23 protein-coding genes are annotated in these 24951 nt (G+C 59.4%); 11 read left to right on the top strand and 12 right to left on the bottom strand.

The window, feature by feature from the left end; genetic code table 11:
• Positions 1 to 12 precede the first annotated feature (12 nt).
• Both ACR3FC_RS07385 and ACR3FC_RS07390 read right to left on the bottom strand, forming a co-directional pair.
• Entirely contained in the window at positions 13 to 1044 is a 1032-nt protein-coding gene (locus ACR3FC_RS07385) for a permease (protein ID WP_480474104.1), read from the bottom strand.
• Positions 1037 to 1345 carry an ArsR/SmtB family transcription factor gene (locus ACR3FC_RS07390; RefSeq protein ID WP_209507696.1) on the bottom strand — a complete coding sequence of 103 codons (309 nt, stop codon included), beginning with the start codon at positions 1343 to 1345 and terminating at the stop codon, positions 1037 to 1039. Before ACR3FC_RS07390 ends, ACR3FC_RS07385 begins: the two co-directional genes overlap by 8 nt.
• 133 nt (positions 1346 to 1478) lie before the next feature.
• Between ACR3FC_RS07390 and pdxR the strand changes: the two genes are divergently transcribed.
• The 6 genes from pdxR (at position 1479) to ACR3FC_RS07420 (ending at position 10511) form a co-directional block, all read left to right on the top strand.
• Positions 1479 to 2939 (top strand): MocR-like pyridoxine biosynthesis transcription factor PdxR, encoded by a 1461-nt coding sequence (pdxR, locus tag ACR3FC_RS07395; protein ID WP_480474105.1) that lies wholly within the window; start codon positions 1479 to 1481, stop codon positions 2937 to 2939.
• Between the two features lie 125 nt (positions 2940 to 3064).
• On the top strand, positions 3065 to 4840 hold the full coding sequence (xsc, locus tag ACR3FC_RS07400) for a sulfoacetaldehyde acetyltransferase (protein ID WP_209508319.1): 1776 nt from the start codon (positions 3065 to 3067) through the stop codon (positions 4838 to 4840).
• A 22-nt stretch (positions 4841 to 4862) separates the two neighbouring features.
• Positions 4863 to 5870 carry a phosphate acetyltransferase gene (pta, locus tag ACR3FC_RS07405; RefSeq protein WP_480474106.1) on the top strand — a complete coding sequence of 336 codons (1008 nt, stop codon included), beginning with the start codon at positions 4863 to 4865 and terminating at the stop codon, positions 5868 to 5870.
• A gap of 90 nt (positions 5871 to 5960) precedes the next feature.
• Positions 5961 to 8780: a molybdopterin oxidoreductase family protein gene (locus ACR3FC_RS07410; protein ID WP_480474107.1), complete on the top strand. Its 2820-nt coding sequence runs from the start codon at positions 5961 to 5963 to the stop codon at positions 8778 to 8780.
• A 109-nt stretch (positions 8781 to 8889) separates the two neighbouring features.
• Positions 8890 to 9639, top strand: a complete 750-nt coding sequence (locus ACR3FC_RS07415; RefSeq protein WP_267363598.1) for a 4Fe-4S dicluster domain-containing protein — start codon at positions 8890 to 8892, stop codon at positions 9637 to 9639.
• Positions 9639 to 10511, top strand: a complete 873-nt coding sequence (locus ACR3FC_RS07420) for a dimethyl sulfoxide reductase anchor subunit family protein (protein ID WP_480474108.1) — start codon at positions 9639 to 9641, stop codon at positions 10509 to 10511. The genes ACR3FC_RS07415 and ACR3FC_RS07420 overlap by 1 nt, the downstream gene beginning before the upstream one ends.
• Positions 10512 to 10644: 133 nt before the next feature.
• Here ACR3FC_RS07420 and dapA read toward each other — a convergent pair whose 3' ends face one another.
• On the bottom strand, positions 10645 to 11517 hold the full coding sequence (gene dapA, locus ACR3FC_RS07425; protein WP_480474109.1) for a 4-hydroxy-tetrahydrodipicolinate synthase: 873 nt from the start codon (positions 11515 to 11517) through the stop codon (positions 10645 to 10647).
• A gap of 133 nt (positions 11518 to 11650) precedes the next feature.
• Between dapA and ACR3FC_RS07430 the strand changes: the two genes are divergently transcribed.
• Positions 11651 to 13624, top strand: a complete 1974-nt coding sequence (locus ACR3FC_RS07430; protein WP_480474110.1) for a lytic transglycosylase domain-containing protein — start codon at positions 11651 to 11653, stop codon at positions 13622 to 13624.
• Here ACR3FC_RS07430 and ACR3FC_RS07435 read toward each other — a convergent pair.
• Both ACR3FC_RS07435 and mnmC2 read right to left on the bottom strand, forming a co-directional pair.
• Positions 13598 to 14467 carry a DMT family transporter gene (locus tag ACR3FC_RS07435; protein WP_480474111.1) on the bottom strand — a complete coding sequence of 290 codons (870 nt, stop codon included), beginning with the start codon at positions 14465 to 14467 and terminating at the stop codon, positions 13598 to 13600. The genes ACR3FC_RS07430 and ACR3FC_RS07435 overlap by 27 nt on opposite strands.
• Positions 14464 to 15129 carry a tRNA (5-methylaminomethyl-2-thiouridine)(34)-methyltransferase MnmC2 gene (gene mnmC2, locus ACR3FC_RS07440; RefSeq protein ID WP_480474112.1) on the bottom strand — a complete coding sequence of 222 codons (666 nt, stop codon included), beginning with the start codon at positions 15127 to 15129 and terminating at the stop codon, positions 14464 to 14466. Before mnmC2 ends, ACR3FC_RS07435 begins: the two co-directional genes overlap by 4 nt.
• Positions 15130 to 15184: 55 nt before the next feature.
• Here mnmC2 and ACR3FC_RS07445 point away from each other — a divergent pair, with 55 nt between their 5' ends.
• Entirely contained in the window at positions 15185 to 16219 is a 1035-nt protein-coding gene (locus ACR3FC_RS07445) for an NAD(P)/FAD-dependent oxidoreductase (protein WP_480474113.1), read from the top strand.
• Here ACR3FC_RS07445 and ACR3FC_RS07450 read toward each other — a convergent pair.
• The 4 genes from ACR3FC_RS07450 to ACR3FC_RS07465 all read right to left on the bottom strand — a co-directional run bounded on the left by ACR3FC_RS07450 (position 16211) and on the right by ACR3FC_RS07465 (position 19172).
• The gene (locus ACR3FC_RS07450) at positions 16211 to 17002 is read right to left on the bottom strand and encodes an HTD2 family dehydratase (RefSeq protein ID WP_480474114.1); all 792 of its coding nucleotides are present in this window, start codon (positions 17000 to 17002) and stop codon (positions 16211 to 16213) included. The two genes, ACR3FC_RS07445 and ACR3FC_RS07450, sit on opposite strands and share 9 nt — an antisense overlap.
• A 15-nt stretch (positions 17003 to 17017) precedes the next feature.
• Positions 17018 to 17560 (bottom strand): NADPH-dependent FMN reductase, encoded by a 543-nt coding sequence (locus tag ACR3FC_RS07455; protein WP_480474115.1) that lies wholly within the window; start codon positions 17558 to 17560, stop codon positions 17018 to 17020.
• A gap of 122 nt (positions 17561 to 17682) precedes the next feature.
• Entirely contained in the window at positions 17683 to 18354 is a 672-nt protein-coding gene (locus ACR3FC_RS07460) for a YiaD family glycine zipper/OmpA-like lipoprotein (RefSeq protein ID WP_209505259.1), read from the bottom strand.
• A gap of 125 nt (positions 18355 to 18479) precedes the next feature.
• Positions 18480 to 19172: a helix-turn-helix transcriptional regulator gene (locus ACR3FC_RS07465; protein WP_480474116.1), complete on the bottom strand. Its 693-nt coding sequence runs from the start codon at positions 19170 to 19172 to the stop codon at positions 18480 to 18482.
• Positions 19173 to 19276: 104 nt separating this feature from the next.
• Here ACR3FC_RS07465 and ACR3FC_RS07470 point away from each other — a divergent pair, with 104 nt between their 5' ends.
• Positions 19277 to 19468 (top strand): hypothetical protein, encoded by a 192-nt coding sequence (locus ACR3FC_RS07470; RefSeq protein WP_267363584.1) that lies wholly within the window; start codon positions 19277 to 19279, stop codon positions 19466 to 19468.
• Positions 19469 to 19470: 2 nt separating this feature from the next.
• Here the strand turns inward: ACR3FC_RS07470 and ACR3FC_RS07475 are convergent, their stop codons facing one another.
• A complete protein-coding gene (locus ACR3FC_RS07475) occupies positions 19471 to 20118 on the bottom strand; it encodes an RluA family pseudouridine synthase (RefSeq protein WP_480474117.1) in 648 nt (215 codons plus the stop codon).
• A gap of 92 nt (positions 20119 to 20210) precedes the next feature.
• On the opposite strand from ACR3FC_RS07475, the gene ACR3FC_RS07480 reads away from it, so the two are divergent.
• Both ACR3FC_RS07480 and ACR3FC_RS07485 read left to right on the top strand, forming a co-directional pair.
• The gene (locus ACR3FC_RS07480; protein WP_480474118.1) at positions 20211 to 20621 is read left to right on the top strand and encodes a nuclear transport factor 2 family protein; all 411 of its coding nucleotides are present in this window, start codon (positions 20211 to 20213) and stop codon (positions 20619 to 20621) included.
• 7 nt (positions 20622 to 20628) lie between these two features.
• Positions 20629 to 21339: an SGNH/GDSL hydrolase family protein gene (locus ACR3FC_RS07485; RefSeq protein ID WP_480474119.1), complete on the top strand. Its 711-nt coding sequence runs from the start codon at positions 20629 to 20631 to the stop codon at positions 21337 to 21339.
• Here the strand turns inward: ACR3FC_RS07485 and rarD are convergent.
• Both rarD and ACR3FC_RS07495 read right to left on the bottom strand, forming a co-directional pair.
• A complete protein-coding gene (gene rarD, locus ACR3FC_RS07490; RefSeq protein ID WP_480474120.1) occupies positions 21330 to 22235 on the bottom strand; it encodes an EamA family transporter RarD in 906 nt (301 codons plus the stop codon). The genes ACR3FC_RS07485 and rarD overlap by 10 nt on opposite strands.
• Before the next feature lie 259 nt (positions 22236 to 22494).
• On the bottom strand, positions 22495 to 24948 hold the full coding sequence (locus tag ACR3FC_RS07495) for a GcvT family protein (protein ID WP_480474121.1): 2454 nt from the start codon (positions 24946 to 24948) through the stop codon (positions 22495 to 22497).
• Between the last annotated feature and the right edge of the window lie 3 nt (positions 24949 to 24951).

Here is a 24951-nt window from a genome sequence, read left to right on the forward strand (position 1 = left end):
CGGCTTTTTCGTTCATACCACCTGAAAGATGATACCTGCGATTATTGCGCCCCCCACGCCAAGGCTCAGGTAGGTGACAAACACGCATGGTTTGACCAATGACCAGACTGCGGCCATCGCCGGTATGGAACTGACGGCACCCGCAACCATGAACGACATCGCAGCCCCCGCGGTCATGCCCTGATCGATCAGACCCGCCAGCAGCGGCGGCGCGACATAGGAATTCAGATAGGCCGGCATCCCCACCAGCGCGGCGACAATGATCGGCAGCACGCCTTCTCCGCCAACGACGCCAGCGATCAGGTCCGCAGGCACATAGTTGACCAACAAAGCTTCGAGCACATAGGCCAGCGCCAGCCACTTCAGCAGGAACAGCCCGTTGTGCACGAATTCCGAACGAAACCGAACCCGGCGTTCAGGCTCTTGCCAGAACTTCCAGACCGGCGTGTCATCCGCTTTCGGACCACATCCGCAACACCCTGCAGGTTTGTATTCGCGCAAGGGCTGTGCAAACGCCCCCTGCCGCATCAGCAACCGAACCGCGAACCCGCCGAAGAGGCCAAGCGCAACGGCGGCAACCGCCTTGCCGATCGCAAAGGGCCACCCCAGTGCAGCAGCCGTAATCAAAAGCGTCGGCGGGTCGATCAATGGCGAGCTGAGCCAGAACGCCATCACGGCCGACAGGGGCGCTCCGAGTGCAAGCAAGCCCGCAATAAAGGGAATGACTTCGCAAGAACAAAATGGTGCGAGTCCGCCGAACAGGGCGGCCAGAAAGATCATCCGGGTCTCGCGCCCTTCAAAGGCGCGCGCCACCATCACCTCGGCCCCTGTCGCCTTGAGATATGACAACAGAAGCACGGCAAACAGGATGTATTGTCCAGTATGCGCCAAAGCCCTGACTGCAAAACTCACAACCTCAGTCAGGTTGCCGGGGTCGAGAACGGCCACCGCCACAAGAATGACGACAATCAATGCCCAGGGCGTCTTGATCATCTCCTTCGCGCCTTTGGCGGTCAGTCGGGGGGATTGCGTCAATTCAGCCATCGTTGGCCGCCTTTCCAACCGCGTCAGCGCAGCATTCACTGAGAATGAACTGCGCCAGCGTCTTCAATTCGTCATAACAGGCCCGGTTGATGGTGGTGCGACCGATCTTTTCCTGCTCAACCACACCTCCGGCTGCAAGAAACCGCAGGTGGTGCGCCAAAGTCGACGGGGCAATCCCTGTCCGGTTCTGGATTTCGCCAACAGTCAGACCGGCCTCGCCAGCCCGCACCAGTGTCTTGAGAACTTTCAGCCGGGCTTCCGAGCCCATGGCGGAAAATCCGGCAGCAGCAGTTTCCCACATGAGTCGCCTCCATTAAACTAGATTTCTAGTTTTTTAGTTTTATAAAAGATCCTGGTCAACCCACCTTGGGAAAATTTTCCATGGCACTGTAAGTCCAGATTGCCCCCGCCTTAAGTCCAACCTATAAGCAGGCATGGGGATATCGGTCGAAACATTCTTTCTTGAGCTCAACGGTCAGGGCACGTTGCAGGCCCAGATCCAGCAGATGATTGCCGAGGGCATTCTGTCCGGTCGCTTTCATGTCGGGGAAAAACTGCCATCCTCGCGAAAGCTGGCCGCACATCTGGGTGTCAGCCGCATCACTGTGACGCTGGCTTATACCGAGTTGCTGGCCAATGATTATCTGACGGCAAAGGGTCGCTCAGGATATTACGTCTCGCAAAACGCGCCGGTTCCGCCCAAATACTCGCCTGTGCAGCGCGGCACGGAATCTGTCGACTGGGACAAGGCACTGGCACGCCGCTTTCTGGACAGCGACGTCCTGCCGAAACCCAGCAACTGGCGCGAATACCGCTATCCGTTCATCTACGGTCAGGCCGACCGGACCCTGTTTGATCACGCCAACTGGAGATTGTGTGCGGTTCGCGCATTGGGGCATAAGGACTTCGATTCGCTGACAGGGGATTACGTGGATCAGGATGATCCGTTGTTGATCGAGTTCATCGCGCGCCACACCCTGCCGCGCCGTGGTATCGTTGCCCGCCCCGAAGAGATCTTGATCACCTTGGGCGCGCAGAACGCGCTTTGGCTGGCCTCTCGCATTTTGCTGACCCACAATCGCACGGCCGTAATCGAAGATCCCTGCTACTACGCGCTGCGAAGCCTTTTGAACCACTGGGACTGCGCTGTGACGCCCCTGAGCGTCGATCGCGACGGCTTGCCACCGGAGGCGATCCCCGACGAAGCGGATGTCATCTTTACCACCCCCAGCCATCAAAGCCCGACAACCGCGACGATGCCGGTCGACCGCCGCAACAAGCTACTGGATCGGGCACGCGATCTGGATGCAATGGTTGTCGAGGACGACTACGAATTCGAGATGGCCTTTCGCAGCGCACCTTCGCCTGCACTCAAGTCGATGGATCGGGATGGGCGCGTGATTTACGTGGGCAGTTTTTCCAAATCGCTGTTCCCGGGATTGCGGCTTGGATATATGGTCGGGTCCGAACCTTTCATCCGCGAAGCACGTGCGCTTCGCTCGTTGGTCCTGCGCCACCCTCCGGGTCATATTCAGCGCACGGCAGCGTATTTTCTGTCATTGGGCCATTACGACGCGCAGATCCGACGTATGTCGAAAGCCCTGCAAGAGCGGCGCGATGCGATGGACAAAGCCATCGAGGAAAGCGGGCTGACAGTGGCCGGGCGGGGTGTAATGGGCGGCTCTTCAATGTGGATGTCGGCCCCTGAGCACGTCAACACAACGCAGCTTGCGCTAAAGCTACAGAACCAGAGTGTTCATATCGAACCGGGTGCTCCGTTTTTCTCGGGGCCCGACAGGCCACAGAATTTCTACCGCCTCGGGTACTCTTCTATTTCGACCAACCGCATAGGCCCCGGCGTTGAACTTATCGCGGAAGCCATCCGGTCTGCCTGAGATCGCACTGGACATATTCCGCAGACGCGTCTGGCCCTAACGCAGGTCGCACCCTTACGCCAAAACCATATCAACCCCTGGGCCCCGGTGCCCGGTTTCCTCACTCTTGCTTGGAGAGCACCCCTATGAAGATGACGACGGAAGAGGCCTTTGTTAAGGTTTTGCAGATGCATGGAATTGAGCATGCGTTTGGGATCATTGGCTCGGCGATGATGCCGATTTCGGACCTGTTTCCGAAGGCTGGGATCATGTTCTGGGACTGTGCGCATGAGGGCAGCGCGGGGATGATGGCGGATGGCTACACCCGTGCCACCGGCAAGATGTCGATGATGATTGCGCAGAACGGCCCGGGCATCACCAACTTTGTGACCGCCGTCAAGACTGCCTACTGGAACCACACGCCGCTTCTGCTGGTGACCCCGCAGGCGGCCAACAAGACCATCGGTCAGGGGGGCTTCCAGGAAGTCGAGCAGATGAAGCTGTTCGAGGATATGGTTGCCTATCAGGAAGAGGTCCGCGACCCGACCCGCGTCTGCGAGGTTCTGAACCGTGTGATCATGCAGGCCAAGCGCGCCAGCGCCCCGGCGCAGCTGAACATCCCGCGCGACATGTGGACCCAGGTTGTCGATATCGACCTGCCCGCCATTGTCGAGTTCGAGCGCCCCTCGGGCGGCGAAACCGCCGTGGCCCAGGCGGCCGAGCTGCTGTCGAACGCCAGGAACCCTGTCATTCTGAACGGCGCCGGTGTGGTTCTGGCCGAAGGCGGCATCGAGGCGTCGAAAGCGCTGGCCGAGCGTCTGGATGCGCCGGTCTGCGTCGGCTACCAGCACAATGACGCCTTCCCGGGCAGCCACCCGCTGTTTGCCGGTCCGCTGGGCTATAACGGTTCGAAAGCGGGGATGGAGCTGATCAGCGAGGCGGATGTTGTCCTGTGCCTCGGCACCCGTCTGAACCCGTTCTCGACCCTGCCGGGCTATGGCATCAACTACTGGCCCGCGGATGCCAAGATCATCCAGGTTGACATCAACCCCGACCGTATCGGCCTGACCAAAGCTGTCAGCGTCGGTATCATCGGCGACGCCGCCAAGGTGGCAAAGGGCATTCTGGCCCAGCTGAGCGACACAGCCGGTGACGAAGGCCGCAAGGAGCGCAAAGAGCGCATCGCGCAGAAGAAATCGGCCTGGGCGCAGGAACTGACCTCGATGACCCACGAGGATGACGATCCGGGCACCACCTGGAACCAGCGTGCCCGCGCGGCCAAGCCCGACTGGATGAGCCCGCGCATGGCGTGGCGCGCCATTCAGGCGGCACTGCCGAAAGAGGCGATCATCAGCTCGGACATCGGCAACAACTGCGCCATCGGCAACGCCTATCCGTCGTTTGAAGAGGGGCGCAAATACCTGGCGCCGGGCCTGTTCGGCCCCTGCGGCTATGGCCTGCCCGCCGTCGTCGGTGCCAAGATCGGCTGCCCGGATGTTCCGGTTGTGGGCTTTGCCGGTGACGGTGCCTTTGGCATCGCGGTGAACGAGTTGACCGCGATCGGCCGCGAGGAATGGCCCGCCGTGACCCAGATCGTGTTCCGCAACTACCAGTGGGGCGCGGAAAAGCGCAACTCGACCCTGTGGTTCGACGACAACTTCGTGGGCACCGAGCTGGACACCAAGGTGTCTTATGCCGGTATCGCGCAGGCCTGTGGCCTGAAAGGCGTTGTCGCGCGCACCCAGGACGAGCTGACCGCGGCGCTGAACCAGGCAATCGAGGACCAGAAGAACGGCATCACCACGCTGATCGAGGCCCTGATCAACCAGGAGCTTGGCGAGCCTTTCCGCCGCGACGCGATGAAAAAACCCGTCGCAGTCGCCGGCATCAGCGCCGATGACATGAAAGCGCAGGGCGCTTAACCCCAGGACGAGGCCGGAGCACATGACCCTGACACCCGTCGAGCTGTTGCGGCAAAACGCTCCGGCCACCCGTCCCATAATCGCCCTCAGCGAAGGCAACGACCCCCGCATCACCAAAGGGGCCCTCAACGCGCAGAGGGCCAATCTGGCCGATATCATTCTGGTTGGCCCGCACGCCGAAGTCGAAGCGTCCCTGAAAGAACAGGGGGCTGCTGCCTCTCACGGCGTTGAGATCCATGACCCTGTGACTTCGGACCTGACCGAAGAATTTGCCCAGACCTTTTTCGAACTGCGCCAGCATAAAGGCGTCGACCGGGTCAAAGCCCGTGCTGCCGTTGAAACACCCCCCGTCTATGCCGCCATGCTGGTGCGCAGCGGACGCGCCACCGGCACCGTGGGAGGGGCCGTTCACACGACCGGCGAAATCGTCCGTGCAGCCATCCAAGTGATTGGCATGGCCCCCGATGCAGGAATGGTGTCATCCTTTTTCCTGATGTACCCGCCGGAAAACGCTCAGCCCGGGGCGCGGGCGATGCTCTATTCCGATTGCGGGCTGGTCATCAATCCGACCGCGGGCGAGCTGAGCAAGATTGCCATGGCATCCGCCACATCGGCCCGGACGCTGCTGCAGGTCGATCCAAAGATCGCGATGCTCAGCTTTTCCACGAAGGGCAGCGCCAAGCATCCGGACGTGGAAAAGGTGATCGAGGCTACAGAAATGCTGCGCCAGGCCGCGCCAGACCTGAACGTCGACGGTGAACTGCAATTCGACGCCGCCTTTGTACCTTCGGTTGGTGAGCGTAAATCACCGGGTTCGTCTGTCGCCGGGCAGGCCAACGTGATGATCTTTCCCAATCTTGATGCTGGAAATATCGGCTACAAAATCACCCAAAGACTGGGGGGCTACACCGCCATCGGACCGGTCTTACAGGGGCTGGCCAAACCCGCCAACGACCTGTCCCGCGGATGCAGCGCCGAGGATGTGACCCAGATGATCGCCGTGACCGCATTACAGGCAAATGGACTGTAACACTTAATTTTCGCACCGCTCCCGGAACGATGTTCTAAAATACCGAGGAAACTGACAAAATCCTCCTGACATAACCAACTGGACCCGCAAATGACCCATCAGCAGCCGATCCTTGATACGTCACCGAAAGTCTCGGACGAAATCCGCAGGACCACCTGCTACATGTGCGCCTGCCGATGCGGCATCAACGTTCACATGAAAGACGGCAAGGTTGCTTATATCGAAGGCAATCGCGACCACCCGGTGAACAAGGGCGTCTTGTGTGCCAAGGGGTCCGCCGGGATCATGCAGGTCAACGCCCCTTCGCGCCTGCGCAAGCCACTGAAACGGGTCGGCCCGCGTGGCTCGGGTGAATTTGAGGAGATCAGCTGGGACGAAGCGCTGGAACTGGCTGTCAGCTGGCTGGAACCAATCCGTAAAGATAACCCGGAAAAGCTGGCCTTTTTCACCGGCCGGGACCAAAGTCAGAGTTTTACCAGCTTCTGGGCTCAAAATTTCGGAACCTGCAACTATGCGGCGCATGGCGGCTTCTGTTCGGTCAACATGGCCGCGGGCGGCATCTATACGATGGGCGGCGCGTTCTGGGAATTCGGCCAGCCTGATTGGGACCAAACCAAGCTGTTCATGTTGTTTGGCGTGGCCGAAGACCACGACTCCAACCCGATCAAAATGGGTATTGGCAAGATCAAAGCGCGCGGCGCACGTGTAATCGGCGTCAACCCCATCCGCAGCGGATACAATGCCGTCGCCGATGATTGGGTCGGCATCACACCGGGAACCGACGGGCTGTTCATCCTGTCGTTGACCCATGTGCTGATGAAAGCCGGAAAGATCGATCTCGACTATCTCAGCCGCTACACCAATGCCCCGGTTTTGGTGGACGCGTCAGAAGGCGCCGGAAAGGGCCTGTTCCTGCGCGACGATGACGGAAAGCCCCTGGTCATCGACCGGAATACAGGCAAGCTGACGGCTTTCGACACGCCGGGCGTTCGCCCGGATTTGTCGGCGGTCTACGAAAATGACGGTGTCGTTCATCGCCCTGTATTTCACTTGATGGCAGAAAAATACCTGTCCGAGGAACACGCGCCTGAAGCTGTTGCCGAAAAATGCGGTATCTCCGCCAATCGCATTCGCGCGATTGCAGCGGAGCTGGCGCGCGTCGCCTTTGACGAGGCGTTTGAGCTCGATCACGAATGGACCGATTTCCGGGGCGAGAAACACACCAAGATGGTTGGCCGCCCTGTTGCAATGCATTCGATGCGCGGCGTTTCGGCTCATGCCAATGGATTCCAGACCTGCCGCGCGTTGCACGTGCTGCAAATCATCCTGGGCACGGTCGAGGTTCCCGGCGGCTTCCGCTTCAAGCCCCCCTACCCCAAACCGGTCGAGGCGCACCCGACACCGCATTGCAAGGTGACGCCCAATTCTCCACTGGATGGCCCGCATCTGGGTTTCGTCCGCGGCCCGGAACACCTTGCACTGAAGGAAGATGGCAGCCCCGCGCGGATCGACAAGGCGTTCACCTGGGAAAACCCGATGTCCAGTCACGGGCTGATGCATATGGTGATCTCGAACGCACATGCGGGCGACCCGTACAAGATCGATACGCTGTTCATGTACATGGCCAACATGTCGTGGAACTCGACCATGAACACCAAGGGTGTCATCGAGATGCTGACGGACAAAGATGAAAACGGCGATTACGTGATCCCGCGCATCATCTATTCGGACGCCTATTCTTCCGAGATGGTGGCTTACGCGGACCTCATCCTGCCGGACACGACCTACCTCGAACGCCACGACTGTATCTCGCTGCTGGATCGCCCGATTTGCGAGGCGGATGCGGCCGCTGACGCAATCCGCTGGCCTGTGATCGAACCGGACCGCGACGTGCGCGGATTTCAGTCAGTATTGATCGATCTCGCTAACCGAATGAAACTTCCGGGTTTCACCCATGAAGACGGCAGCGCAAAATGGGTCGATTACGCCGACTACATCGTCAATCACGAACGCAAGCCGGGTATTGGCCCGCTGGCCGGATTCCGCGGTGAAAACGCCGACAAGGAAGGGCGCGGAGAGGTCAACCCGGATCAGTTGAACCGCTATATCGAAAACGGTGGCTTCTACGTGGCGCATATCCCGCAAGGCGCGGATTACTACAAACCGTGGAATGCAGCCTATCAGGAATGGGCCGTGGGCATGGGGCTCTATGACAGCCCGCAGCCATACCTATTCCAGCTTTACTCCGAACCGATGCGCAAGTTTCAGCTGGCAGCCGAAGGCCATGGCGACCGACAGCCGCCTGATCATTTGCGCCAGCGGATCAAAGACACGATGGACCCGCTTCCGATCTGGTACGAAACCGATCAGCACGGCAACGACGGCTTCACTGTCAACGCGCTGACCCAGCGCCCGATGGCGATGTATCACAGCTGGGGCACGCAAAACGCCTGGCTGCGGCAGTTGCACGGGCGAAACCCGCTCTATGTTCCGACCAGGCTGATGCGCAAGCACGGCCTGAACGACGGAGATTGGGCCAAAATCACATCCCCTCATGGTGAGATTACGGTCCCTGTGATGGAAATGGCCGCGCTGAACGACAACACCGTCTGGACATGGAACGCCATCGGCAAACGCAAAGGCGCCTGGGCCCTGCAAGAGGACGCGCCCGAGGCCACCAAGGGTTTCCTGCTCAACCACCTGATCCACGAATTGCTGCCGCCAAAAGGCGACGGGCTACGTTGGGCCAACTCCGACCCCATTACTGGTCAGGCCGCATGGTTTGACCTGAAGGTGAAAATCGAAAAAGCCGACGCGCCCGCCGATGCCCAAAGCCAGCCTCATTTTGACCCGATCAAATCACCGGTAGGAACCGGCCCTGCGAATTTGGCGTGGAAGGTGGGCAAATGACCCGGATCCGCACTTCATCTGGCCACAAATATCCCGGGGGTGAATTGAGCCGTAGGCTCAAGAGGGGGCTGGCCCCCTCACCCGTCCTCAACAGCACAGGTATCCTGACATGACCCAGCTACCGAACTCCACCGAGCGCAAGATGGGTCTGGTGATCGACCTGGACACCTGCGTTGGTTGCCATGCCTGCGTGATTTCCTGCAAAGGCTGGAACACGGAAAATTATGGCGCGCCGCTGTCCGATCAGGATGCCTATGGCGCCAATCCTTCGGGCACTTTCCTGAACCGCGTGCATTCCTACGAGGTGCAACCGGCGGAAGGGCACGCGCAACTGATCCATTTCCCTAAATCCTGCCTGCATTGCGAAGATGCGCCCTGTGTTACCGTGTGCCCGACCGGGGCCAGCTACAAGCGGGTCGAAGATGGCATCGTGCTGGTTAATGAAAGCGACTGTATCGGGTGCGGCCTGTGTGCCTGGTCCTGCCCCTATGGCGCGCGTGAACTGGACAAGGCCGAGGGGGTGATGAAGAAATGCACACTCTGCGTCGACCGGATCTATAATGAGAACCTGCCCGAGGTGGACCGGATTCCCTCCTGTGTCCGAACCTGTCCGGCGGGCGCGCGGCACTTTGGCGATCTGGGCGATCCGGACAGCGACGTCAGCAAGCTTGTTGCGGACCGCGGCGGAATGGACCTGATGCCCGAAATGGGCACCAAACCCGTCAATAAATATCTGCCGCCGCGCCCGAAAGACACGGTGGAAGATCAGATCGACATCCTGGCCCCCCTGTTGGCACCTGTCGCTGAAGAGCCCAAGGGCTTCCTCGGCTGGCTCGACAAGACGTTGGAGAAACTCTGATGCATCCTGCACCCTCCGTCATCCTCTTTACCACCCTGTCCGGTCTGGGCTTCGGCCTGCTCTTCTTTCTTGGTCTTGGCCTTCCGGCTGTCTCGGGTTGGGTGGCCTTTGTGTTCTTCGCCATTGCTTACGGTCTGGCCGTCGGAGGGCTGATGGCCTCAACCTTCCACCTCGGCCACCCGGAACGGGCCTTGAAGGCTTTTACCCAATGGAAAACCAGCTGGCTCAGCCGTGAGGGCTGGTGTGCCGTGCTCGCCCTGGTCGTCATGGGACTTTATGCGATTGGCGTAGTGTTTCTGGATCGGCATTGGAGCCTGCTGGGTTGGGTCGGAGCCTTGATGTCACTGGCGACCGTGTTCACGACATCGATGATCTACACGCAACTCAAGACCATCCCGCGCTGGAATATGAACCTGACCCCCGCCATGTTCCTGAGCTTCAGCCTGGCGGGTGGAGCGTTGCTGGCGGGCCAGACACGTGTTGCTATTCCGCTTCTGCTGATCGCCGCTTTGGTTCAATTCTTGTATTGGAAGAAAGGCGACAAAGCGCTGGAGGTATCCGGAACGGATCTGGGCACGGCGACAGGTTTGGGTAACCGGGGCACAGTCAGAGCGTTCGAGCCACCGCATACCGGTACCAACTATCTGCTGCGTGAGTTTGTTCATGTGGTCGGGCGCAAACATGCACAGAAATTGCGGGTGATCTCGTTTGTATTGGCCTTTGTCCTGCCGGTTCTGTTGCTGGTCCTGCCATTCAACCATTTACTGGCCTTGCTGGCGGTGGCATCGCATCTGGCGGGTGTCGCGACCTCGCGCTGGCTGTTCTTTGCGCAGGCCGAACATGTCGTGGGGCTTTATTACGGCAAACGTTGAGGGGGCTCTGCCCCCGCCGCGGCACACCGCGACTCCCCTGGGATATTTTTGGCCAGATGAAGTCTGGATCCTGAAAAAGAAAAAGGCGGCGCTCGGTAGTCGAGGCCGCCTTTTCCGGTTTCTGAAGACCGGGTCAGATGAGGCCCGCGTGTGCCATTGCTGCTTCAATCGCGGCCTTTGTGCTGTCTTCCAGCTCGGTCAGAGGCGAGCGGACTTCAGTGCTGCAGAGACCCAGTTTGCTGAGCGCGTATTTGGCGCCGACCAACCCGGGTTCGATAAAGATCGCTTCGTGCAGCGGCATCAGCTTGTCCTGGTATTCCAGTGCCTTTGCATAATCGCCCGACAATGTGGCCTGCTGGAATTCGGCGCAGAGCCTGGGGGCCACGTTTGCGGTAACTGAAATGCATCCGACACCGCCATGGGCGTTGAAACCCAGTGCCGTGGCGTCTTCACCGGACAGTTGGCAGAAGTCCTTGCCACAGATCGCACGCTGCTGGCTGACGCGCGCCAGATCGCCCGTCGCATCCTTGACCCCGACAATACGCGGCAACCGGGCCAATTCGCCCATGGTGGCGGGGGTCATGTCGATGACCGATCGCCCGGGAATGTTGTAGATGATAATCGGAATATCCGCAGCCTCGTGCAGGGCTTGGAAATGCGCGATCAGGCCGCGTTGAGTCGGTTTGTTGTAGTAAGGCGTGACAACCAGCGCCGCATCGGCCCCAACTTTTTCGGCGAACTGAACGAAACGGACGGCTTCGACCGTGTTGTTCGACCCGGCACCGGCAATAACCGGCACACGGCCAGCAGCCGTTTTGACCACTTCTTCGATGACCGTTTCGTGTTCGTCATGGCTGAGCGTCGGGCTTTCGCCGGTGGTTCCAACGGGCACCAGCCCGGTCGAGCCTTCGGAGATCTGCCATTCGACCAGATGTTTAAGCGTCTTCAGGTCCAACTCGCCGTTGTTGAACGGAGTGACGAGGGCTGGCATCGAGCCTTTGAACATGACACGCTCCTTAAGGTGCACATTGCGGTTTTTGCGCCTCGGCCTCTCACGTTTCCAGCTTTGTGAGTTGATCCCGCCGGCGCAGGGTTTATCCTCACAGGCTCTATCCTCGGTTGGTTGGGAAATGCAAGGGATGACACGCTTTCTAGCACTGTTGACTGGTGTGATTCTATACGCAGTGACGACACCGCAAGCCGCACGCGCGGATGCGGCCGGTGATTTGCGCGCCGGGCTGTATGAAATGCGCAAGGGCGACTGGAACGCGGCACTGCGCGTATCGGGCCAGCGCGGCTCGGTCCCGCGCGATGTCATTGTCTGGCACTGGCTGCGTGAGGGGTTTGGCAGCTCGGGCGATGTGCTGGTGTTTCTCGAACGCCGCCCGGATTGGCCCGGGCTGGATTGGCTGCGCCGCAAGAGTGAGCCGGTCTTTACCGGGGCCGATCCCGACAGGGTTCTGAAGTTTTACGCTGGCTTGACTCCTCAGACTGCTGAAGGCGCGCTGAACTATGCGGTGGCCCTTAAGGCCAAAGGGCGCATTGGCGAGGCGGAAGCCGACATCGTGACAGCCTGGCGTACCATGCCGATGGGGTCGGGGTTGCAAAAGGACTATCTGGAGAATTTTGCCAAACTGCTGAAGCCACACCATGCCGCGCGGCTGGACCGGATGCTGTGGGATGGCCATTTGGTCAGCGCAGAACAGATGCTGCCCCTGGTCAGCACGGATGAGCGCAAGCTGGCCGAAGCACGGATCGCGTTGCAGAAACGCCAGCCAGGCGTAGACGGCAAGGTGGCGGCGGTACCGAAGTCGCTGGCAGATGCGCCGGGGCTGGCATTCGACCGTTTTGTCTGGCGGGACAAGAAAGAACTGGATGACAGCGCCGTCGACCTGATGCTGGCACGGTCAACCGGACCGGAGGCTCTGGGCGAGCCTGACAAATGGGCCGAGGGACGCCGCCGTCTGGCCCGGCTCGAGATGCGATCGGGGCGAGCGGCGCGCGCTTATGACGTGGCGGCCAAGCACCATATGACCCCCGAAATGGGATATTCCTATGCGGATCTCGAGTGGCTGGCCGGGTTTCTGGCCCTGCGCAAACTGAATGACCCTGCCACAGCTGTGCGGCACTTCCAGAATTTTTCGAATGCCGTGCAATCGCCGATCTCGAAAGGGCGCGGCGGCTATTGGCTGGGGCGAGCTTACGCCGAGCTTGGGGAAGCAGACAAAGCCTATGAGGCCTATGCGATGGGCGCGGATCATCAGACCTCTTTTTATGGTCTGCTTGCGGCGGAACGGATCGGACGGCCATTTGACAAGGAACTGGCCAATCCGCGTCGCGCGCCGCACTGGCGTCAGGCTGAGTTCGCCGAATCCAGCGTCCTGGAAGCCGGGCTGCTGTTGCTGAAGGCCGGGGAAGACAACTTGTCCGAGAGGTTCCTGACCCATCTTGTCGAAGGTCTTGACCCTGTGCAGGCCAACCAGTTGGGCGACCTTGCAATTGAACTTAAGCAGCCGCATCTGGCTGTGATGATCGCCAAGCGGGCTGCGACCACGGGCACCATTTTGCCTGCGGCCTACTACCCGGTTCATCCGGTGGCCGACATGCGTCTGCCAATGGCCAAGGAAATGACGCTGGCCATCGCACGGCGCGAAAGCGAATTTGATCCGGTTGTCGTCAGCGGCGCGGGTGCGCGCGGCCTGATGCAGGTGATGCCCGCAACGGCCAAGCTGGTGGCCGGAGAGCTGGGGATACTCAGCGGCCATCAGACCGGTCGGTTGACGTCGGACTGGCAATACAACGCCAAGCTTGGCGCCAACTATCTTTCGGGCCTTGCGACCGAGTTCAACGGGAATGTCGTCATGATGGCGGCGGGTTACAATGCTGGTCCAAAGCGCCCGATCTCGTGGATGGAACGCTATGGTGATCCACGCACCGGCGAGGTGGATATCGTAGACTGGATCGAGACCATTCCGTTCGATGAGACGCGCAACTATGTGATGCGCGTGACCGAAAGCTTGCCGGTCTACCGCGCCCGACTGGGGCAGCCCGCCCTGCCGGTTCCGTTTTCGCAGGAACTGATCGGATCATCGCTGGCGGCGTTCGCGCCATAAGGTAAAAAGCCCTGCGGCTACAACAATCGCTGCGCCCGCGACAACTTCAGGGCGCAGTGTTTCACCAAAGATCGAAATCCCCAGAATCGCGCTCCAGACCAGGTGAAAATAGGCAAAGGGTTGGACGGCGCTGGCTTCGGCCATCTCATAACATTTGATCAGCAGCCAGTGCCCCGTTGCCCCGCTGACGCACAGCAACGCCATCCAGAGCCAGTCGCTGCGGGCCATTGGCTCCCAGAACCACATTCCAAACAGAGTCATGGCGACGGCGCCAACGACGCCGGTCCAGAAAAAGCTGGTGGCCGTGCTGTCCTGACGTGCGACATAGCGCGTCAGCAGGCCATAGATCGCAAACAGAAACGCCGAGATCAGCGGAATGACGGCCCAAGGATCAAAGACACCAACGCCCGGCTGCAGAATGATCAGAACACCAATGCAACCAACGCCGATCGCGACCCAGCGCCGCCATCCGACCTTTTCGCCCAGAACCGGACCGCTCAGCGCGGCGACAAGCAGGGGATAGCTTATGAAAACGGCCATACTGTCGATCAGACCGAGCACTGTGAAACCAAACACGGCGACGCAGATCTCGGTGGCCAGCAGCAGGCCCCGCAGGATCTGAAGACCCATCTGGTTCGTCTGCATGGCCGCCTTTAACCCGCCTGAGGATCGCGCCGCCAACGCAATGACAAAGGCCGCGAAGAACCAATAGCGGATCATCACCACCATGTAGGTGTTATAGGTTCCGGCCAAATGGCGTGAGATACCGTCCTGCAAGGCAAAGACAATTGTCGCGCCCACCATCAGGGCAATACCCGCACCTGCATTGTTTTTCTGCGTCATGCCTTGAGCGCCCGCGTCATGTGCCTCTTTCGGCCATAACCGGATGTACGGGTGACGGTGAAACCGGCATCCTGAAGCCCGCGTCGAACAAACCCGGCGGCCGTATATGTGGCTGCTGTACCATCGGTGGCTGTATGCGCCGCCACTTGCTGCATCAGATCTGCCCCCCACAATTCTGGGTTCTTGGCAGGAGAGAACCCGTCGAGGAACCAGGCGTTGGCCAGGCCAGTCCATTGCGGCAGGCTGTTGCGCGCATCGCCGATGATCACTTCGCATTGAAGGGTTTCAAGACTGCACGCGCGACCTGTCCAATGGGCCAGAAACCGGCTGCTCCACGGGTGCAACTCGGGGAAGGCCTCAAGCGCGTGACGCATATCATCCGTGGCCATGGGAAAGGCTTCGAAACTGGTGAACCGAAGCGGCCCTGTTTGGCCGGATTTCTCCCATTCAGACCAGACCGTCAGCAGGTTCAGACCGGTGCCAAAGCCCAGCTCGGCAATATGAAACCCCGGCGCAAAACGTTCTGGCAGATCATTACCTGCTAGAAACACATGGCGCGTCTCTTCCAGCCCGTTCTGCAACGAGTAATAGGGATCGTCGAAACGGTCCGAGACCGGTATCTGATCCTCGGTCCACGTCAATTCGGCATGCTGGTCTGCCATCGGGGAATCCTGTAGCTAAGCGGCGCGACACTGAACAAGGAAAAGGGAATTGGCAATGATCGATGTGACGGTTCGCGGGGCAGGAATTTTCGGCCTGTCCATCGCCTGGACCTGCGCCCGTCGGGGCGCGAAGGTGCAGGTCGTCGATCCTTTTGGGCCGGGCTCCGGGTCCAGCGGCGGTCTGGTGGGGGCCTTGGCCCCGCACGTGCCTGAAAACTGGAATGCTAAGAAAGCTTTCCAATTCGACAGCCTGATCATGGCCGAACCCTTTTGGCATCAGGTCGAGGGTACCGGCGGCGTTTCTCCCGGCTACGGGCGGCTGGGCCGTCTTCAACCCATTCCTGACGCCCGCAGTCTGGATCTGGCCCGGCAACGCGAAGGTTCAGCCGATCAGCTTTGGCAGGGGCGGGCAGAATGGCGGGTGATCAGCACATCGCAGGCCGGATCGTGGTGCCCGCCCAGCCCCACCGGCTTTGTCATCCGCGATACGCTGACGGCGCGCATGCATCCCCGGCGGGCCTGCGCCGCTCTGGTTGCAGCCCTTGAGGTCATGGGTGTCCACGTTGTCAGTAGCGCTGATGATAAAGGGCAGGTTGTCCACGCCACGGGCCTAGCCGGATTACTTGAACTGAACGACGCCTACGGAAAGACCGTCGGAAACGGTGTCAAAGGTCAGGCAGCCCTGTTGCGCTTTGACGCGGGAGAGGTGCCACAGCTTTTCGCGGATGCGGTCCATATCGTGCCACATGCGGACGGAACGCTTGCAATCGGATCAACGTCTGAACGGGACTATGACGACCCAACCAGCACAGACAGTGCATTGGACAATGTCATAGACCGGGCCACGCGCGCGCTGCCGCTTTTACACGGGGCCGAGGTGATCGAACGTTGGGCCGGGGTGCGTCCCCGCAGCAAAAGCCGCGCCCCGATGTTGGGCCTGCATCCGTTGCATCAGGGTCAGTTCATCGCCAATGGCGGTTTCAAGATCGGCTTTGGCATGGCTCCGAAAGTGGCCGAGGTCATGGCCGATCTGATGCTGGAGGATCGGGATTCGATCCCCGATGACTTCCGCCCCGGAGCCTCACTGTGATAGGGCCACAGCTTTCATGCATTGCCGCCCATCCGGTCCGCGCACCCACATGTCCTGACCGTTCCGGCACAGCTGAGCAGTCTCGAAATGCATCAACGGCGAGGTCGCACGGAAAGAAAACGACTTGAGTGGTCCGCCAAGATCAACTGCAAACAGCATCAGAAGCTGCGCCAGAAGTGGCCCGTGCACAACCAGCCCTGCATATCCTTCCACATCGCGCGCATAGTCCAGATCGTAGTGAATGCGATGGCCGTTGAAGGTCAGCGCTGAGTAGCGAAACAGCAGGGTGGTATCGAACGCAACCGCGTGGATATCCGTTTCATCCGTGCGTGAACGAGGCGGCGTTTGAGTTATTGCATCCGGCGTGGGGTCTTCACGATAAACAAGGTCCTGCCATTCTGTCAGACAAAGTTGGCCACCTTGCCGTATCTCATGCCGCAACGTGACAAAACCCAACGGTCCGGAGCGCCCTGTTTTTGCGCTTTGGTTTTCAAGAACCGATGTCCTGTCAGCAGGGATACCCGCGATCAGCGGTGCATGAAATTCCAATTGCCCACCGGCCCACATTCTGCGGGGCAATCCCATATCCGGGATCAGGCCACCCACCTTGGGATGCCCATCCCGCCCCAGCGCAGCAGGCGGTTGCGGCGCCCAGAAATAGAGCTGATGGAAGAATGGCGGCAGAGCTGAGCCTTTGGCAATTGTTGGCTCAGAGCCCAACGCAACCTGAAACGAAGCGGCACGGGCCGGGTCAAGGATATCGCTTTGACTTTGTTCCAACATATGCGCAGTCCAAGCTCAGAAACCGGCCTCGACCCTGAGTTTCTGCATCAGCATGTGCAGTGACTTTTCATACCGTTCGGACAGCAACTTTCCCTGTTCGTCGAATTCATTCGAACTGTCAGCGAGGTGGATTTCCGGACCCTGCAAGATGCGGGGCTGAAAGGGCACCATGCAAGCGCGCAGGATCATCTGCGCCCTTTCCCCACCAGCGCGGCCACCCGCCGCCGACATCACGGCAACCGGCTTGCCCGCCCATGGATTGCCTTTCGTCCGGCTGACCCAGTCCAGCGCGTTTTTCAGAACGCCCGAAGGCCCTTTGTTGTACTCGGGCGTCGAGATGATCACCGCATCCGCCTGCCCGATCTGGTCGGCCAGCATCTGAACAGATGCCGGTATCCCTTCGGCATCCTCCAGATCGCCATCATAAAGCGGCAAGTTCAGGTCTGCTTCGGCATAGCTGACAGGGTCGAACAACCGGGCCGCTTCGCGCAGCAGCTTGCGGTTCGTCGCGTCCTTGCGCAGGGAGCCGGACAGGCCAAGCAGGGTCGGTTGAGACATCAGGGACAACTCCGTTTCAGTGTTTCCCATTAGTTAGACCGAGATTGACCCCGACCAAACCCCCATTGACGCACAGTCATTGCGCAACAGGGGATGTGCCAGACCGGTCTTGCGTTTCAGGATCACGCGTTTCCGCTGGGGACCACAACAATCTCAACCCGCCGGTTTTGCGCTTTTCCTTGCGGCGTTAGGTTGGACGCGACCGGGTTGTTTTCACCCTGACCGTAGGTTCTGATACGGCTGTAGCTGACACCATTGGCTTGCAGGATATCCGCGACCGCGTTTGCGCGACGCTCGGACAATCCCTGATTATAAGACGCGTCGCCGTCGCTGTCGGTATGACCAATGATCTGCACGTTCGAGTTGGGATAGTTGACAAGGTTCTGGCCCACTTTCACCAGATCCGCCCGCAGCGCCGGGCGCACGGTCGAGCTGTCCGTGTCAAACGTAATGTCATTCGGGACGGTCACGATCAGCCGGTCACCCGCATTGACGATTGTAATCCCGTCATTTGCCAGTTGCTGACGCAATTCCGCAGCCTGCTTGTCCAACTGGTTGCCGATCAGACCGCCACCCGTGGCACCAATGGCGGCACCGGCCAGCGCCCCAAGACCCGGGTTCGAATTATTGGCAATCGCGCCGACACCCGCGCCGATAAGGCCACCCAGAACCGCACCCTGCTTCGTATTTTTGTTGGGGTCGTTCTGAACGGTCAGGGTGCCAGGATCGGTACAGGCCGTCACGGCCATGATTGAACACAGGCCTGTCGCCAGAAAAAACTTTGAAATCGTCATGATATCACCTTCTGCTCCGGTACCCGTTCTTCGGGCTTGATCCATTTCACCCAGTATATCACTGCGCTTGCTCACAGGCTCAAGCAACAATGCGGTGAAATAGGCGAATACCCGCCAAAGGCCATTCATACCGGTTCCGCAAAGGTGCCCGCGTGCTGTTGTTCCTGCCAGAGATCACGCAAAGATTTACCTTGCCCCAGAAATCTTTCGTCAGTGTGTTCACTGGACCAGATGCGATCGGTTCTGAAATAGCGAAAGCCGCTTCGCATTTCACACCACCCTGCCAGCAACGTGCATTCGATATGATAGATCAGCGCTAGCGGGCGCACCACGCGGATGGTTTGTTCGCCTTCACCATCTACGTAAGTGATGCGAATTTTCCGTTCTGCCCGAATAGCTTCGCGATAATGCGAAACAGAAACACATCCCTTCTCGGGATCATCCGCCGGAGCCCCCCAGGGTGAAACCTGCAACCAATCGGTCGGGCTATGCAGTGCATCGATCTTCCGACAGATTCGACTTGCAGCGCGCTGCAAGTGGCTGTCGCCGGTGCGCGCCAGAAGAGACAGGCCAACCCACAGAGCCTCAACCTCTTCGGCGTCGAAATTCAGCGGCGGCAGATCGTAACCGCGCCGCATCATGTAACCGACACCGGCCTCACCTTCGATGGGTGTTCGCTGGGCCTGCAATTCGGCAATGTCACGATAGACAGTGCGAACGGACACCTCTAGCCGGGTGGCCAGTGCTTCTGCCGTGACCGGCGCACTTGCGGCCCGCAAGATCTGGATGATTTCAAACAAACGGGTCGAACGGCGCATCGCATTCTCCTGACACTCTGCTGACACCCTAGCACACCCCACTGACAACATGCTGTCAGCAGTGACGCGCGATAATGGGTGGATATCACACAAGGAGCCAAGAAATGCCGCACCTCGACAACCACGTCATGATGACACTGAAACTTGGCCAATGGTCACAGGACCACACACTGCGTGCCTTCGAGATTGAACGTGAGATCGCGCAGGAGCGCCATCGCCGCCAATCGGTTTCGACGAAACGAACAAGACGCATTTCGCTGGGCAACCTGAAGATGCTGTGGGCAAGAATTGCCTGAGATCAGAAATCGGGCTGGGCGCGAAACTTCATCGAATGCCCGCCCTCGGGATGCTTCAGGCGCAATTCTTCGGAATGCAGCATCAATCTGGGAAACTCCCTCGCGGCACCTGTTGCATAGAACGGATCGCCCAGGATCGGGTGACCCAATGCCTGCATATGAACGCGCAGCTGATGAGACCGCCCGGTTTTGGGAAACAGGCGCACGCGAGAGGTCTCGCCCTCATGTTTCACAACGCGCCAATCGGTGACCGCAGGTTTGCCCGTATCATGACACACCATTTGTCTGGGTCGGTTGGGCCAGTCCACGATCAACGGCAGGTCAACCGTGCCGGTCTTTGGCTCCATCCGCCCCCAGATACGGGCAATATAGGTTTTCCGGGTCTGCCGCTTTTCGAACTGCATACTCAGATGCCGTTGCGCATGGGGTGTTTGGGCAAAAACCATGACACCTGATGTGTCCCGGTCCAGTCGATGCACAAGCAACGCCTGAGGGAAAGCCGCCTGCACGCGTGTCAGAAGGCAATCAGCCAGATGATCGCCCCGCCCCGGCACGGAAAGCAGACCCGACGGTTTGTTCACTACAATCAGCTGCGCATCTTCGTGCAGCACGTCCAGCGCGGTTTGCGGGGGGGCATAGGTTTCGCTCATGCGGGCCTGCCTATCTCAGCGCGCACCTTCCCGCAACGTCGTCCTTGCGCGCACGGTCATGATCAGTGAACTTCTGCGCAGGAGGACAGGACATGCACCCCACAATTGAACGACTGCAAGAGGTTGTCGCCAAGGGCGATGAGGCGCTGATCCACGATCTGCTGGCCGAAGATGTGCAGTTCCTGCCACCAACCTATTACAGCACCTGGACCGGGCGCTCACCTGTGGCTGCCGTTCTTGGTCATGTCGGGCAGGTCTTTTCCGACTTCCGGTATCGCAGGATCATGGGCGCTGGCAACGATTGGGCACTGGAGTTTCAATGCAAGATTGGAGATCTGGACGGCATTGGCGTTGACCTCATTACGCTGAACGAGGATGGTCTGATCCAAATCTTCGAAGTGGCCATGCGCCCCTACAAAACAGTCGGCGCATTACGCGAGGCGATGATGGCGCGCGTGATGACTGACGCTCGTTTTCTGGAATTCAAAAACGCCCTGACGTGACTTGATGATGCGCACTCTGATAGCACCCGACCAGGTTTTACGTGTGCCCTTGTTGCCCATTCTGGCCGCGCAAGCCCTTTTGGTGCGCCGCAATGCCCGGCTTTTGCCGGAGCCGACTGGCCCGCGAGCGGGCCGAACAGGGCGTGGCCCCCGCCTGCGTCTGCTGATCACCGGCGACAGCTCGGCGGCCGGAGTGGGCGCGGGAACTCAGGCGCAGGCCTTGTCGGGGCAGCTTGTGGACCGGCTGACCAGACACCACACGGTTGAATGGCAACTTGAGGCCACCACAGGGCACACGACGCTGGATACGATTGACCGCCTGAGCCGCATAAAGGGCGAATTCGATGCGGTGGTCACTGCTTTGGGGGTGAACGATGTCACCCGCGCCGTCTCTTGCCGCACATTTGCGGATCGTCAGGCGCAGCTTATCAACATCCTGACAAAAGACCTGGGGGCGCGGCGCATAATCATCACCGGCGTTCCGCAAATGAACAGGTTTCCCGCCCTGCCACACCCATTGGCCTGGGTGCTTGGCCGTCAGGCTGCGCGGCTGGATAATGCGTTGCAACAGGTTGTTTCCGTCCATTCACACGTGCAACATCTAAGGCTTGATCTGCCCGACGACCCGGCCCTGGCGGCACCGGACGGCTATCACCCAAGCCCCCGGGCCTATGCGCTGTGGGCAGATGCTGCAGCACGCCTGTTGCTTCAGGCCTGAGCCCGCGCCTGCCGGATCATCGGGATCGAGTAAATGACCAATGCCACCCAGATCAGGGGGAATGCGATCATGCGTCCGGTGTCGATTTTCTCACCAAACAGAGTGATGGCTGTAATGAAAATCATAGTCGGCGCAATGTACTGCAGGATGCCCATGGTCGACAGGCGCACCAGCTTGGCCCCGTTCGCATAGACCAGCAATGGAACCGCCGTGACGATACCGGCGCAGGACAACAGTAGGGTATCAGACATCGCGACCCCAAAATGGCCTGTGCCTTGCACGCCCAGCCAGGTGACATAAGCCAAGGCCGGGATCAAAAGGATCAGGACCTCAAGCAGAAAGCTCTGGTTGGGACCAATTGGAAGGGATCTCTTGAAGAACGCATAGAAACCCCAGCTGACCATCAAACTCAGCGCCGCCCAGGGAAGCCGCCCTGTCTCGAGAACAAGTACAAGAACGCCCAGCGCGGCAAGCCCCACCGCAAACAATTGGGTCCGCGTCAGGGGCTCACGCAGCAGAGTTGCGCCCAACGCAATACTGAAAAGCGGGTTGATGTAATACCCAAGCGCCGCGTCCAGCGCGTGCCCCGTCGAGATCGCCCAAACATAAATCGCCCAGTTCACGGAAATCAGCGCCGCCGTCAAAGCCGCCATGGCCAGCATCCGGGGATTGCCCAGTGCAGCTTTCAAGTCCCGGGTACGCCCCAGCGCGACCAGAAGCAAACCTGCAACCGGAACAGACCAGATAACCCGATGCGCCACCACCTCAACCGGTCCAATGTGATCCATCGCTTTCATATAAAGCGGCAGAAATCCCCACAGGACATACGCCGTGACAGCCAAAGCCAGACCTTTGGGCGTGTCCGCATTCTGAGGTGGTAAAGGCGTGTCTGTCACGAAGGTTCTCCGGTTGATACCGGTTTCGTTTACGGCAGAACTGAACGGATTGAAAACTCTGAAAACAGTGAAGTGTCACATAACGATTTGTGATAAGTTAGCTGACCGCAGCTGTTGCCGCCAAAATGCGAGGCTCTGCCTCGCGCTCCAGGATATTTAGAGCCAGGTGAAGCAAGGGATCCGCACTTCATCTGGCCCAAAATATCCCGGGGGAGTCGCCCGGCACGGGCGGCGGGGGCAGAGCCCCCAGCCCTGTCTGTCAGACCTTCACCCGTTCGGATTTCGGGTCATACATCGGTTTAAGCGATGCTTCGGCTTTGACCTTCACGCCGCAAACATCGATCTCATAGGTTGAACCCAGAACGTCTGCGGCCTTTTCACCTTCGCACGGTACATAGCCCATTCCGATGGCACCGCCGAGGCTGTGACCGTAGTTGCCGGAACTCAGGTAGCCGACATATTCGCCATCACGCACGATCGGCTCGTTGTGGAACAACAACGGTTCAGGGTCGGTCAGACGGAACTGTACCAGACGCCTTTTGGGGCCGCTTTCTTTTCGTGCAATCACCGCTTCACGCCCGATAAAATCACAACCTTTGTCCACCTTGACGGCAAAGCCAAGACCAGCATCAACCACGTGATCCTCACAGGTGATATCATGGCCGAAATGGCGGAAACCCTTTTCGATCCGGCAGCTGTCCATCATGTGCATACCACACAGCTTCAGCCCCATGTCCTGACCGGCCTCATGCAGCGTCTCGAAGACGTGGCCCGCCATGTCCGAGGAAACATAGATTTCCCACCCAAGCTCACCCACATAGGTCACACGATGAGCGCGGGCGAGGCCCATTCCGATCTCGATTTCCTGCGCGGTGCCAAAGGGGTTGTTCGCGTTTGTGAAATCATTGGGCGAGACTTTTTCCAACAAAGCCCGAGCGTTTGGCCCCATGACAGCGAGAACGCCTTCACCCGCTGTGACATCTGTAATGACCACGTTGAAATCCCCGACATGGCGCATCATCCATGTCTGATCCGCCAAGCGTGTGGCTGCGGGGGTCACGACCAGATAGGTAGTTTCGGTCAGGCGGGTCACGGTGACGTCCGCTTCGATCCCGCCCGTGCGGTTCAAAAACTGCGTATAGACGATCTTGCCGACAGGGACCGAGTAGTCTCCCCCGCCGATGTAGTTCATGAACTTTTCAGCATCAGTGCCTTCCACGCGAATCTTGCCGAAGGAAGACATGTCATACATGCCCACATTCTCGCGCACGGCTCTGTGCTCGGCAGCGGAATTCTCGAACCAGTTCTGGCGCTTCCAGCTGTACTGGTATTCGCGCTCCTGCCCTTCATTCGCGTACCAATTGGCACGTTCCCAACCTGCGAGTTCGCCAAAAACGGCGCCTTGTTCTTTCAGGTGATGGTGGAACGGGGTTCGGCGCACACCGCGCGCGGTGACTTTCTGACGATAGGGATAGTGATCGGCGTAGAGCAGTCCCAACGTTTCCTTTGAGCGTTCAAAAAGGTACTTCTTATTGCCCTGAAACGGCTGCATCCGACCGATATCCACGTCGCCCAGATCAAAGGGCTTTTCACCGGTATCCATCCACTCGGCCAGCGACATGCCCGCGCCACCGGCGGACTGGATACCGATCGAGTTGAACCCGGCCGCGACCCAGACATTGTCCATCTCGGGTGCCAGACCCAGGTGATAGGCGTCGTCGGGAGTAAAGGATTCAGGGCCGTTGAAGAAGGTGTGAATACCCGCCTCGGACAGCATTGGCATCCGGTTGCAGGCCGCTTCGAGGATCGGTTCGAAGTGGTCGAAATCCTCGGGCAGTTGGTCGAACTCGAAGCTGTCTGGAATACCGTTCATGGCCCAGGGTTTGGCATTGGGCTCGAATGCGCCCAGCATCATTTTGCCTGCATCTTCCTTGTAGTAGGCGCATTCATCTGGCACCCGCAGAACCGGCATCTGGCTCAACCCTTCAATGGGTTCAGAGACGATGTAGAAATGTTCGCAGGCATGCAGCGGCACATTCACACCGGCCATCTTGCCTATCTCGCGCCCCCACATTCCCGCGCAATTAACAACCATATCACAGGCGATATGCCCTTGGGTTTGCCCGTCATCACTGACCCAGTCGACACCGGTTGCACGCCGTCCGTGCCGGGAAATCCCGGTCACCTTCACCCGTTCCTTGATCACCCCACCGCGTTGACGCGCACCCTTGGCCAACGCCAAGGCAATATTAGCAGGATCCGCCTGGCCATCGGTTGGCAACCAAACGCCACCTGCCACGCCGTCGAGGTTGATGTGCTCATATCGCTCTTTGACTTCGGTCGGTGACAGCTCTTCGACCGGCACGCCAAAGGCACGGGCCATTGCCGCATTTCGGTGAAGCTCTTCCAACCGCTCACTGGTCAGGGCGACCGAAACGGACCCGACCTGACGCAGGCCGGTGGCGACACCGGTCTCTTCCTCAAGGCCCAGATAAAGCTCTGCGGAATAGCGCGCCAGTTTGGTCATGTTGGAAGACGCGCGCAGTTGCCCGATCAGGCCCGCCGCGTGCCAGGTGGTGCCGCTGGTCAGTTGCTTGCGCTCTAGAAGAACAACATCAGTCCAGCCCTTCTTGGTCAAATGATACGCGACCGAACATCCGATGACGCCGCCACCGATGATGACCACTCGGGCCTTGCTGGGAAGATCAACCATCCT

The organism is Ruegeria sp. AF3 (assembly GCF_056536285.1).